This window comes from Sphingobacterium sp. UBA7855, assembly GCA_002500745.1.
Lineage (GTDB): Bacteria > Bacteroidota > Bacteroidia > Sphingobacteriales > Sphingobacteriaceae > Sphingobacterium.
Genome location: DLST01000012.1, coordinates 278,080 through 290,918 on the forward strand (window position 1 = coordinate 278,080; position 12,839 = coordinate 290,918).

Genomic DNA, 12,839 nt, shown 5'->3' on the forward strand with positions numbered 1-12,839 from the left:
AATCAAGGTACAGGATCATGCCCGTGACCACCCCAGGGGTTGCAACGTGCTATTCGTTTCAAAGCCATCCAACCACCTTTAAAAGGACCGTATTTTATAATAGCTTCCTTACCGTACTGAGAACAGGTAGGCGTATATCGACAACTGGCGCCTAAAAATGGCGAAATGAAAACTTGATAGAAACGAATAATAATTAAGAAAATAAAACTAAACAAGGGGCTAATCCCCTTTTTCCAAATAAGCTTCAGCACATTCATCCTGCAATTTTTTCAGCATTTTATTCATTGCGATACGAAACACATCATATGCTAAGATCTGCTTGCCCACATATTGAATAGCTAAATACAAAGTTACATTATGTTTCAACAAAAATGGAATCAAATCATTCGATTTTTGCAAACGGTAACTTTCACGCATCATCCGCTTAATTGAATTGCGATCAATTGCTCTTTTAAACCTACGTTTGGATACAGAAATTATTGACTGACAAGAAGGGTAATGGTCAGCTATATTGTTTTTCTCAAAAATAAAAACAATTTTAAAGGGATACAAAACAAAAGAAGAACCGCTTTTAAAAAGCGCATCAATACGTCTTTTTGCACATAACCGTTCTTCTTTTGTAAATGTATTTTTCATACGATGACTTAATCTTATTTAGAAAAAGCTCTTATAAGTGGCCACCGATCTTTGTCAAAGATTAACCTTTGTGACGGTATTCGTCAGACACTGTAAGACGTTTTCTACCTTTGGCTCTACGTGAAGCTAATACTCTTCTACCGTTTGCAGAGCTCATACGCTCTCTAAAACCGTGTTTGTTTCTTCTTTTTCTTTGCGATGGCTGAAATGTTCTTTTCATGACGCTATTATGCTAATTTGTTCTTACTTCAATTAATACAAAACTCCCCAAGAGGAATGCAAAAGTAAAGTTTATTTTAGACAAAAACAAACAATATTCAGAACATTTAAAGTTAATATGTAGTCAGCAGGCTAAACTATTCAGCTACAGGGGAAAAAAACACCTTTCAATGTTCAAAAAATAAAAACAACAGCACGATCCGAGCGCGCTGCTTTTTAAGAATATAACCCGTCAGTGAAACTATTTATTTTTTAAAATATCTCTGATTTCTGTCAACAGTGTTTCTTCCTTACTTGGAGCTGCCGGTGCAGCAGGCTTTGCTTCTTCCTTACGTTTCAATGCATTTAAAGCCTTGATAACACAAAAAATACAGAATGCGACTATTAAAAATTGAATAACTACGTTGATAAAATTTCCGTAATTAATGGATACCTCTGCTTGTTTTGTAGCCTCATCAGCGGCCTTCAAAATCAATTTTTTGGATGAAAAATCAACACCACCAGTTAAATACCCTATCGGTGGCATGATGATATCGTCGACCAATGAGGTAACGATCTTACCAAAAGCTCCACCTATGATAACACCGACAGCCAAATCGACTACACTGCCGCGCATTGCAAACTCTTTAAACTCTTTTAGAAATCCCATATTTAATTTTTTTAGTGTATTAATATTAACAAAACTAGTAATTGTGACATAAATCTAATTAAAATATGCTAATTTTTTATCGTTAAACTAACATTAACCTGTATTAATTAAGTTTACATCCATTTTTCATAAAAATGCGCCCAATTTACCGCTACCCAATTTTTATTAACTTAATTTCTTATATTTGCACGTTAACTAGTAAAATATCAAGATATACTGATTATTGTTAGTACGTTATTTCATACGGTAATTAAAGCCCAGCATCAGAAAGCAAATCTATGAAAAAGATTCTTATAGCAGACGACCACGGCATTGTACGGTTAGGAGCCTCCGTTATTATTAAAGAAACTCTTCAGAAAGCAGAAATATTCCAAGCTGAAACCTTTGACGAGGTTCTCGACAAGATAAAGGTAGAAGATTTCGACCTACTATTGCTGGATATTAATATGCCTGGAGGAAATAATATACGCGTTGTTGAGGAAATCCTTCAAATTCGTCCAAGCATCAAGATTTTAATTTTTTCATCTTATGACGAATCGCTATATGCCTTACGCTATATTGAAGCTGGGGCAGTAGGCTATCTCAATAAAACAACAGCTATGGCTGAACTTTCGAATGCTATTTTGGCTATTCAGGATAGAGGAAAGTATATGTCGAGCAACGTACAGGATTTATATATTCAGAAATTGACACAAAGTAAATCTGAGCTGACGAAATTAAACCCTTTGGCACGTTTGTCAAATAGAGAGGTGGATGTCGCTAAGCAATTGATCAAAGGACTTGGCATCATTGAAGTATCTGGCTTATTGGAGTTAAGCCCATCAACCGTAAGCACGTATAAAAGCAGAATATTCGAAAAACTTAATGTCTCTAATATCCCTGAACTGATCGAACTTTTTAGAATACACTCCAACAATTAGTGATGTTGTTGGAGTGCTTTTTTAGCATATTAGCTCAATTTGTCCATCGTAACAACCGGAATATCCCTTACATTTAAATCTTTTAAAGGCTCACATTTCTTGTAAGAATATCCCACTTCTGCTTCTAAATCCCACAACATCGGTGCTAAAAAATTGAGGCAGGTAGTGAATCCTTGAACCGTAGCTGAGAAATCACCCGTATCTTTCGAATTCTTAGCTTCATTTTCTATCTCAAACGGACCACTGAAACCACGTTCTTGCAATAGGTCGACAAATCCTCGCCAATCCATACTGTCAGAACCGCCAAAGCCAGGCAACATCGCTTCGTAATGATGTCTATCCCAATCATGCCCTGGAATACTTACATTGGCTTTTTTAGCCAATTCCATATCCACATGTTGCATTGGATACATACCGCCCCAATCAATACGTGCGGCTGTCTGTAAATTACGTGTGGTCTTCACATGTATACGCTGCAGACGTGCAATATCCGTATTACGGATTACCTCAATTGGATTTGTGTTTTGCCACACATCATGTGAAGGATCATAGATCTCGCCATGAGCCTTACTTGGTATCATCGCATACATTAATTTTCGTGCGGCCAACACAGCTGGCAGATTATTGTAGGTTGAGCTATAACGTGATGATCGCCATCCCTCCATGGGGCAATTCTCATAAAGAATGGTTACGCCCAAACTTTCTGCATAGTCAATAATGGGATCAAATACGCGTTTGTATTCTTCGAGATTTTTTTGAAATCCATCAATTTGATTGCCCAGTTCGTGGTTATAGCCTACAAATGTTCCTACCTTGACGTTATTTTCATCGCCACCAAGCAAATGTGCAATACGGATCAATTTCAGTAAATGATTTTGATTCTTCACGCGTTGTTCAGGGTCGCCTCCAATCATATTTTCAAAAGCACCAAGCGAAAGTTTTAAGTCAGCTTGATTGAACAGATCGATAATTTCCCTCGCTTTTGCGGGAGTAAAATCTTCATAATCCAAGTGAGTCGCTGTATGGTCTTCGCGGGTACCATCTTTTCTAAAGACACAAAGGTCTATACCACCGGCTCCTATTCTCTTGGTTGTTTGAATCAACTCCGGTAAGGATAATTTATCAAATGCAGAACTCATCACCCATACAGGGTTATTTAATTTTGTCGTCATAGCTTATATAGTTGTCTTTCGATATTTAAAGATACTAAAAAAGCCGTCTTTTTGGACGGCTTTGTATTATTTAATAGCGAATCAATTAATCTACATTATCATGTAGAAAAGAATTATTCGGTCGAATTTCGGTATTTCCATCTTCAAAAGAAAGTGTGAAACGAGACACCTGAGACTGTGAAGAATGCGGCGTGTCTTCCAATGACATTTGCTTTCTTTTATAAGCAGGCTCATTTTCTAACTCGTGAAGACCATTAGAAGATTTTAGCTTCATACTTAACTCCTTTAAACGTAGAATTCGCTCTTTAGTGCGCACCAATTGATCTTCAAATGAAACCTGTTCTTCTTCAACCTGAGGAACTTCGACCTGTTCATTTGTCGTACTTGATGAAAATGTCGGCTTCTCCTCATATGCTGACGCTGAAGGGGTAGTATACGAATCAAAAACTGTTGGCATCTGGAATTGAAAGACAGATGGTGAAGTTTTCAATTGAAAGTCAGTATCTCCAAATGGCGTTTCTTCTTCATAATCATTATCAAATCCTAAGTCATGACGTATAACCTGTGGTTCTTCTACAGCAACATGCTGTTGTTGTACGGCATTTCTTGGTGAAGTGAACAAATCAGATTGCAAATTATTTGGAGTTGGCGTATTTGAAGAAGGAACTGGTGTATCCACACGTTGAACCGGAGTCACGAAACTATTCGTAGCTGGAACTTCTTTTGGTGCTACCTGAGAAACAGGTTTAATAAAGGAATTAGCCGGTTCAGCAGTTAAGGGCATGGACACCTTTGTATTTTCACGTTCTTTATCGCGCTCTTCAGATGTCTGAAAACCAGTAGCAATAATTGTTACCGACAACTCATCCTCAAAGTTCTCATCAATACAGTTACCCCAAATTAAATCAGCTGACAAACCAGCTTTTTCCTGAATATAATCAGTAATGATTGCAACCTCATCCATAGTTACCTCTTTTGTCCCAGAAGTAATATTCAACAAAATATAGCGAGCTCCCTCAATTTCATTATCTTTCAACAGCGGTGAGGCCAAAGCACCCTCAACAGCGCGCAATGCTCGGTCTTCACCTTCAGCAACAGCATTTCCCATAATGGCAACGCCACTATCATTCATTACCGTGCGTACATCCTTAAAATCCACGTTTACATAACCGGGGATTGTGATAATTTCGGCAATACCTTTTGCTGCTGTTGTTAAAATATCGTCCGCTTTCGCGAAAGCCGCAGTCATCGTTAAATTACCAAAAATTTCGCGAAGGCGATCATTCGAGATGACCAAATAAGAGTCTACATATTTACGTAACTCAGACAACCCTTCTTCAGCTTGTGAACGACGACGTTTGCCTTCAAATGTAAATGGTGTAGTGACAATAGCAACAGTTAAAATACCCAACTCTTTAGCTGCCTTGGCCAACACAGGACTAGCGCCTGTACCGGTACCACCGCCCATACCAGCTGTTATAAATAGCATCTTTGTATTGGTACCAAGCATACGCTTGATATCCTCAATACTTTCGATCGCCGAATTTTCTCCAACATCAGGATCCGCACCAGCTCCCATACCTTCGGTTAGACTTATTCCCAATTGAACTTTATTAGGAATCGGGCTCAATTCTAATGCCTGTGCATCAGTATTACACACGATAAAATCTACCCCACTAATTCCTTGTTTATACATGTGGTTTACGGCATTACCGCCACCGCCACCAACCCCAATAACCTTGATTATTGAAGATTGTTCTTTTAACATTTCAAACTGTATTGACATAACTTATCCCTATTTAACTTACAATGAAGATGATATCAAAATGAACCAAACCCACTATACGTAATGTAATAATAATATAATTTCAACAAAAGTTTTCCACATTTGTTAAATTGTGGAAAACTTCGACTTTTGTGGAAAACTTATTTTTTATCTAAAAAAGTTGCATCATCGATTTCGTTACCATCTTTGATAAAACGTTTAAACCATGATAGCAATCCTTGCTCTTTTTGTTGTTGCTCTGAAACCTCTTTTGTTGTCATCGTAGCTGTCTGCACTTTTTTCGACGGGGCGTGCATTTCTCTGCGGCTGTCTTCTTCATCCTCATGGGATTGAATTCCCTTAATCAACAAACCAATACTTGTTGCATACAAAGGACTTTTCAATTCTTCAAACAACGGTTTCGGTAAAACCTCATTCTTAGAAAGATATTCATTCGGAAAGCCGATACGACAATCTATTCCGGTAATATATTCAACAAGTTGTACTAAATGCTTTAACTGAGCACCACCACCGGTGATAACAATACCACCAATCAGTTTATTCTCGTATCCGGAAGATTTGATTTCATAGTATACATGTTCGATAATTTCCTCCATTCTAGCTTGAATAATATATGCCAAATTTTTAACGGAAATCTCTTTGGGTTCCCGACCTTTCAATCCTGGCACACAAATCACCTCATTTTCCTTATTTTCATCAGCTAGAGCCGATCCGAAACGAGTTTTCAACAATTCAGCCTGCGAACGCAAAACAGAACATCCCTGACGGATATCTTCCGTTACAATATTACCGCCTAAAGGAATCACTGCAGTGTGACGAATAATTCCTTCATGGAAGATGGCAACATCCGTGGTTCCACCACCAATATCTACTAATACAACACCAGCATTTTTTTCGTCTTCATCCAATACAGCTTCAGAAGACGCTAGAGGCTCGAGAATCAATTCTGCAACTTCCAGATTGGAATTATCAATACATTTTTTGATGTTTTTAATATCAGTTACCCGACCCGATATAATATGGAAATTCGCTTCAATACGACGACCAGCCATACCAATTGGTTCGCGAATACCCGGTTCGTTATCTACCGTAAACTCTTGAGGTAAAACATGTATAATTTCTTCTCCTGGAGGCAGTACCAGTTTATACATATCCGAAATCAATCGTTCAATATCGCGTCGAACGATTTCATCATCACCATCAGTTTTGGTAAATATTCCACGGTGTTGAATACTTTTGATGTGTTGTCCAGCAATTCCCACATTCACTACTTTAATATCCACATTAGACTGTGCTTCGGCTATCTCGACAGCCTCTAAAATACTTCCCACAGTTTTTTGGATATTAGCCACCACTCCACGGCTTACACCCGCAGAATCAGCTTTCCCCACACCTAATAATTCAATTTTGTTTCCTGAGCTACGTCTCCCAACCGTAACACAAATTTTGGTAGTACCAATATCGAGTCCCACGATAATTGGGTTTTCTCTTTCAATTTCTGCTGCCTTTGAGTTCATAATTTCCTGTATTGTTGCTGTATTACTATAATGTATTATTTGCTATTTTTTTTGTTTGATCATCCGAAAAACTCCAGTTTCCACGCTTTTCACAGATAATCTGACCACTATATTTTACGTTGACAACACCATAAGCGTTTATACCCACCTTTGGCATGATCTGCGTATAAAAGGTCTTTAATAATTCAAATTTTTGTGCTAAAGAATCTGCCGATCCAACAATCAACTGTTGCGTCCCTATGCGTGGTACAAGTTCAATATCCTTATCTCCATTAACATATATCTGCACCACTTGATTAGTCCATAACTCATCGTTTTTTATAAATTCAACTACCTTCACCAAATCCTTAACCAATGGAGTTGAGATGGTATCTAGTGCTTCATTATATCCTTCAGCGATGTTGCCGGTAGCAACCATAATGTGTGGGATATATTTCAACGTTGTCGGTATCTTTAAACCATTAGGATCGACATAAAACTCCTTTCCATTTTTATTGATGACCCGCATGACAGCCTCGCGCTGACTAATATTAATTCTAATCGTACCATCCATATCGGCATGTATACTGGCATTGGAAACATAAGGTAGTTGACGCAAGGTTTTTTCAACCTTATGAAAAGGGATTTCATTCACTTTCTTTCCAACGAAACTACCATAGTTCTGTTCGATCAATTTGGAGATATCAGCCTGATCTATAAAAGCCTCGGTTCCTTCAATAACAATTTTTATATCTTTGCAAAGCTGTTGTTCATCACGTTTACCCACAATATTCATAATCACGACGACGACTATTACACCAATAAAGAACAGCGTAAAGTACAGTACACGATTCCATTGTATGTCACGTAATCTTTTAAGCATGCTCCAAAATTGTCTGTAACGGTTTAACCAATTTGTCAATATCACCCGCCCCCACTGTAACAATCAGCTCTGGATTTTCATTGCGTGCAAAATCCAAGACCTCTTCGGGAGTCACAATGCGCTTTTTCTCAGCTGTAATTTTATTTAACAACCAGCTGGAGTTTATGCCTTCAATCGGATTCTCCCGTGCTGGATAGATTTCCATTAACAACAGATTGTCTGCCATGGATAACACCTCTGCAAAACCATCTACAAAATCGCGCGTACGCGTAAATAAGTGCGGCTGAAAGACCACATTTAGTTTTTTTGTAGGATACAATTTACGCATCGAAGTTAAAAATGCACGCAGTTCCTCTGGATGGTGCGCATAGTCATCGATATACACCGTTCCAGGTTTACGGACAATATATTCAAACCTTCTTTTTACGCCTTTGAATGTTGTCAATGCCTTCTTTATCGCTTCATTTTCAATCCCAAGTAAACGGGCTACTGCAATCGCGGCTACCGCATTTTCAACATTGTGAGTTCCAGGAATACCTAAATGGATATCATGTATCCGCCCGTTGGTATCTTGGTAGTCAAAAAAGAATTCTCCATCGCGTACATGCACATTGGAAGCATATGCATCAGCGATTTCATGGCCTGAATAACTGATTTGCCCAGCAAACTCAAGGTCCTTTCTTATAATACGTGTACCTCCTTCAACTACTTTATCCAAGAACAATTGGAATGATTCGAGCAGATGGCTGCGATCGCCATAAATGTCCAAATGATCCGCATCAGAAGAAGTTACTATTGCGATATTGGGGTGAAGCGTCAGAAATGACCGATCAAACTCATCAGCCTCAACCACAACTGTATTATTATTTCCATAAAGCACATTGGTACCGTAGTTAGAACTGATTCCACCTAAAAAGGCAGAACAGTCATAACCCGAATCCTTCAATACATGTGCCACCATTGTAGAAGTTGTCGTTTTACCATGTGTACCGGCAACAGCGACCGTAAATCTACTCTCACTAATGATCCCCAAAACCTGCGATCTCTTATATAGTATATGTCCTTGAGATTCCAAAAAAGCTTTGATCCTTGAATCTTTCGGAATGGCTGGTGTAAAAATGACTAATGTCTCCGCTGTAGGTACGTGAAAAATAGCATCAATCGTATTGATATCATCCTGATATGAGATCGCGATTCCTTCCTTGACTAAGGTTTTAGTCAGCTCAGTTTCTGTACGGTCATAGCCATTCACCTCACAGCCCAAATGCTTAAAATAGCGCGCAAGACCACTCATGCCTATCCCACCTATTCCGATCAAGTAAACTTGTTTTATTGCATCTAGATTCATACGCTTCCTCTATTTTTTATTTACCAATTTATACACCTCCTCGGCAATCTGCACGTCAGCATTCAACTTACCGAGTTTTTTAATATTTTCACTTAATTGTGCGACATGATCTGCATCTTTCAATAAAGTTAAAGCAGCAGGCACCAAGTCTTTTTTTGCATCACTATCCTTAACCAATAACGCAGCCCCCTTATTGACCAATGCCATTGCATTTTTGGTCTGATGGTCTTCGGCCACATTAGGTGAAGGCACAAGAATAACAGGCTTACCGACTACACAGAGCTCAGAAATCGTACCCGCTCCAGCGCGGCTAATAATTAAATCTGCTGCAGCATACGCATAATCCATACGCTGTAAAAAGGCCAACATCTTAATGTTGTCGGGCAGCTGACCTGTTAACTCTTCCCGTAACTTTTCAACGTAGAAACTACCGCATTGCCAAATTACTTGGACGTCCTCTCCCTTTAACTCATTAAGGTAAGCAACGACACTTTCATTTAATGTTTTAGCCCCCAAACTACCGCCGAGCACCAAAATTGTCTTTTTGTGTGGATCTAACCCAAAGAACGTTAAAGCTTCTTCTCTTTTCCCCGCTATTGCAATGGACTCGCGTCTTATTGGGTTCCCGGTAAGTAATACTTTCTCAGCAGGAAAAAATTGCTCCATCCCCTCATAGGCGACACATATCTTTGCTGCCTTTGCCCCAACTTTTTTATTGGTCACCCCTGCATAGGAATTTTGTTCCTGCACAACTGTTGGTATACCCAATTTATTCGCCATCATTAACAATGGACCCGAAGCAAAACCTCCTACGCCTACGGCTACATCAGGTCTAAATTCTTTAATTACACTCTTCGCCTTATTCAAACTTTTCATCAGCTTAAACGGCAAAAAAATATTCTTCCAAAGTTGCTTTCTATTGATCCCTTGGATATCAAGTCCAACAATACGATATCCCGCAGCTGGTACTTTATCCATTTCCATCCGACCATTAGCACCTACAAATAGAATTTCATTTGCAGGATCCATCGCCTTCAGTGCATTTGCAATTGAAATCGCCGGAAAGATATGTCCTCCGGTTCCACCTCCACTAATAATTACACGAATTGCCATGCTCAATTTTTTATTATGCTGGAATTGATCCTATAACCACTTTTTTCGGTTTAGGCTTTTCATCCAGCTCTTCTTTACCTTTTAATTCTTCAATATTTCTGCTCACGCTAAGAATTATTCCAAGCGCCACGCTCGTAAATAAAATAGAAGTTCCTCCCATACTAACCAACGGAAGCGGAACTCCTGTAACCGGACCTAAACCTACAGCAACAGCCATATTCGCTAAAGCTTGGATAGTCAAACTAAATCCTAAACCAGCAGCGAGAAAGGTACCGAAAGCTTTAGGACTCATCGTGACAATACGGATACATCGATACATAAAGGCCAAATACAGAAATAGTAAGATTACTCCTCCTACAGTACCATACTCCTCAATGATGATCGCATAAATAAAATCGGAATAAGGATGTGGCAACACGTTACGCTGTACACTATTTCCCGGCCCTTTTCCAAAAAGCCCTCCCGTTGCTATCGCAATTTTCGCATTGTTTGCCTGATAATTTTTATCATCCTGGAAGGATACCGTTTTATCAACCTTTTCAGTATGAAAAAAAGATTTTACCCGACTGATATAGGTTGCCCTACGTGGACCAAAAAAGATAACCATCATCAGAAGAATACCACCACCACAGCAGACGATAGCGATTTGCTTAAAACTAATCCGACCGATCAAGAGCAATAAAACACTCACACCAAACAGCATCAATGCGGTGGATAAATTGGCCAGAGCGATCAAAATAAATACACCACATACCGATCCCATAATAGGTAAGAACGATTTTTTCACATCTTTGATCTCTTCCTGTTTCCGGGATAACATCCGCGCAAGAAAGACAATGAGTGACAATTTTGCCAAATCCGATGTTTGAAACGTTAAACCGATACCGGGTATGGTCAACCAACGACTGGCCTCATTAACTTTACTACCAAATAAGAGCGTAAACAACAACAAAGGGATTGTAATGCCCATCATAATTTTGGATATACCAGCGTAATACCGATAATCCAGCTTATGAGAAAGATACATGAGAATAAACCCAACAGCTATGATAGAAAAGTGCTTTAGCAAATACATTTCTGTTCCCTTCCCTTCTTTATACGCCAACGTACCCACCGAGCTGTATACAGCCAAAAGTGACCATCCCGATAAGATAATCACAATGATCCATATCCATCGATCACCCTTCAATTTAGACATTATATTCTGTAGCATATACTTCCTCCTTTATTGGGTTATACCTTTTATAATTCCATGACAGCAGCCTTAAATTTATCGCCACGGTCTTCATAGTTCTTGAACCAATCAAAACTGGCACATGCCGGGGACAACAATACGGTATCACCTTTCTGCGCCAAATGCGAAGCCAACACCACCGCATCTTGCATAGAGGTGCTATTGACAATAATCTCCACATCTTGTTCAAATGCCGTATGAATTGCAGCAGTATCTTTACCCAGACAGACAATAGCGCGCACTTTGTTTTTCACCAAATCAGCAAGCATACTGTAATCATTTCCTTTATCCACACCGCCCAAAAGCAATACAATTGGTGTAGAGAAACTTTCCAAAGCATACCAAACTGAATTGACATTCGTTGCCTTTGAATCGTTAATGTAATTTATACCGCCGATACAGGCCACATGCTCAAGCCGATGTGGAATGTTCACATACGACCCCATGCTCTCCTTCATCACTTGATTTCTCAATTCCTGCACTTTCGCGATTAGCCCGGAAGCCATGCTATTATAAATATTATGCTTCCCCTGCAATGACAATTCCTCAGCTCTCATAGTGAATGTATCGTTATTTGGTGTATTGATAATTATTGTCTTATTGGCATTCAAATAAGCGCCCAACTCGACAAGTTGTTCTTGCGTAAAAGGCAAATAAGTCCCTTTACTACGATGTCTTTCCAATCCTTTAATTGTTTCTGGATCGTCTAGACAGTATATAAAATAATCCTTCTCCGTTTGATTCTGAATCATCCTGAATTTTGAATCCACATAATTTTCCATTTTATGGTCATAGCGATCCAAATGATCAGGCGTAATATTCAATATAACAGCAACATCTGCTCTAAAATGGTACATATCGTCCAGCATAAAGCTCGATATTTCCAGTACATAACAATCAAATTGTTCTTTAGCTACCTGAAGCGCAAAGCTCTTTCCAATATTACCGGCCAATCCAACATTTAAGCCACCGTGCTTAAGCATTTCATAAGTCAACATCGTCGTCGTAGACTTTCCGTTTGATCCTGTAATACAGATTAACTTTGCGTCGGTATATTGTGCCGCAAATTCAATTTCTGCAATCACGGGTATATTCTTTGCTTTCAATGCGACAACCAAAGGCACCGTCTCTGGAATACCGGGACTCTTCACAACCAAATCCGCATTTAATATACGCTCCTCATCATGATTACCTTCTTCAAATGCTATCCCCTCAGCTTTCAACTGTTCCTTATAATGATCCGCTATAAGCCCTTTATCTGAGACAAATACATCAAATCCTTTTTCTTTTGAGAGAATAGCCGTTCCAACGCCACTTTCGCCTGCGCCTAAAACGACCAAACTTCCAGATTGAGGATAATATGTTGTTGCAATGTTTGACATC

At 39.0% G+C, this 12,839-nt stretch carries 13 protein-coding genes; 1 reads left to right on the forward strand and 12 read right to left on the reverse strand.

Annotated features, from left to right (window positions below; translation table 11 throughout):
* Positions 1 to 2: 2 nt before the first annotated feature.
* The 4 genes from yidD to mscL all read right to left on the reverse strand — a co-directional run bounded on the left by yidD (position 3) and on the right by mscL (position 1,504).
* Complete coding sequence (gene yidD / locus B2107_RS11510; protein ID WP_209576635.1) at positions 3 to 257, reverse strand: membrane protein insertion efficiency factor YidD; 255 nt, start codon at positions 255 to 257, stop codon at positions 3 to 5.
* Positions 220 to 636 carry a ribonuclease P protein component gene (locus tag B2107_RS11515; protein WP_293955775.1) on the reverse strand — a complete coding sequence of 139 codons (417 nt, stop codon included), beginning with the start codon at positions 634 to 636 and terminating at the stop codon, positions 220 to 222. Before B2107_RS11515 ends, yidD begins: the two co-directional genes overlap by 38 nt.
* Positions 637 to 697: 61 nt before the next feature.
* Positions 698 to 856, reverse strand: coding sequence for a 50S ribosomal protein L34 (rpmH, locus tag B2107_RS11520; RefSeq protein WP_075991291.1), 159 nt, complete (start codon positions 854 to 856; stop codon positions 698 to 700).
* Between the two features lie 240 nt (positions 857 to 1,096).
* On the reverse strand, positions 1,097 to 1,504 hold the full coding sequence (gene mscL / locus B2107_RS11525) for a large-conductance mechanosensitive channel protein MscL (protein ID WP_293955776.1): 408 nt from the start codon (positions 1,502 to 1,504) through the stop codon (positions 1,097 to 1,099).
* 278 nt (positions 1,505 to 1,782) lie between these two features.
* Between mscL and B2107_RS11530 the strand changes: the two genes are divergently transcribed.
* Positions 1,783 to 2,424, forward strand: coding sequence for a response regulator transcription factor (locus B2107_RS11530; RefSeq protein WP_209576641.1), 642 nt, complete (start codon positions 1,783 to 1,785; stop codon positions 2,422 to 2,424).
* A 29-nt stretch (positions 2,425 to 2,453) separates the two neighbouring features.
* Here the strand turns inward: B2107_RS11530 and B2107_RS11535 are convergent, their stop codons facing one another.
* The 8 genes from B2107_RS11535 to murD form a co-directional block, all read right to left on the reverse strand.
* The gene (locus tag B2107_RS11535; RefSeq protein ID WP_293955777.1) at positions 2,454 to 3,596 is read right to left on the reverse strand and encodes a sugar phosphate isomerase/epimerase family protein; all 1,143 of its coding nucleotides are present in this window, start codon (positions 3,594 to 3,596) and stop codon (positions 2,454 to 2,456) included.
* A gap of 85 nt (positions 3,597 to 3,681) precedes the next feature.
* On the reverse strand, positions 3,682 to 5,382 hold the full coding sequence (gene ftsZ / locus B2107_RS11540; protein WP_293955778.1) for a cell division protein FtsZ: 1,701 nt from the start codon (positions 5,380 to 5,382) through the stop codon (positions 3,682 to 3,684).
* Between the two features lie 140 nt (positions 5,383 to 5,522).
* Positions 5,523 to 6,899, reverse strand: coding sequence for a cell division protein FtsA (gene ftsA / locus B2107_RS11545; RefSeq protein ID WP_209576646.1), 1,377 nt, complete (start codon positions 6,897 to 6,899; stop codon positions 5,523 to 5,525).
* 25 nt (positions 6,900 to 6,924) lie between these two features.
* Positions 6,925 to 7,761 (reverse strand): cell division protein FtsQ/DivIB, encoded by an 837-nt coding sequence (locus B2107_RS11550; RefSeq protein ID WP_293955779.1) that lies wholly within the window; start codon positions 7,759 to 7,761, stop codon positions 6,925 to 6,927.
* Complete coding sequence (gene murC / locus B2107_RS11555; protein WP_293955780.1) at positions 7,754 to 9,109, reverse strand: UDP-N-acetylmuramate--L-alanine ligase; 1,356 nt, start codon at positions 9,107 to 9,109, stop codon at positions 7,754 to 7,756. The genes B2107_RS11550 and murC overlap by 8 nt, the downstream gene beginning before the upstream one ends.
* Before the next feature lie 9 nt (positions 9,110 to 9,118).
* On the reverse strand, positions 9,119 to 10,222 hold the full coding sequence (gene murG, locus B2107_RS11560) for an undecaprenyldiphospho-muramoylpentapeptide beta-N-acetylglucosaminyltransferase (RefSeq protein ID WP_293955781.1): 1,104 nt from the start codon (positions 10,220 to 10,222) through the stop codon (positions 9,119 to 9,121).
* 13 nt (positions 10,223 to 10,235) lie between these two features.
* The gene (locus B2107_RS11565) at positions 10,236 to 11,435 is read right to left on the reverse strand and encodes an FtsW/RodA/SpoVE family cell cycle protein (protein ID WP_075991285.1); all 1,200 of its coding nucleotides are present in this window, start codon (positions 11,433 to 11,435) and stop codon (positions 10,236 to 10,238) included.
* A 29-nt stretch (positions 11,436 to 11,464) separates the two neighbouring features.
* A complete protein-coding gene (murD, locus tag B2107_RS11570; protein ID WP_293955810.1) occupies positions 11,465 to 12,838 on the reverse strand; it encodes a UDP-N-acetylmuramoyl-L-alanine--D-glutamate ligase in 1,374 nt (457 codons plus the stop codon).
* Position 12,839 lies beyond the last annotated feature (1 nt).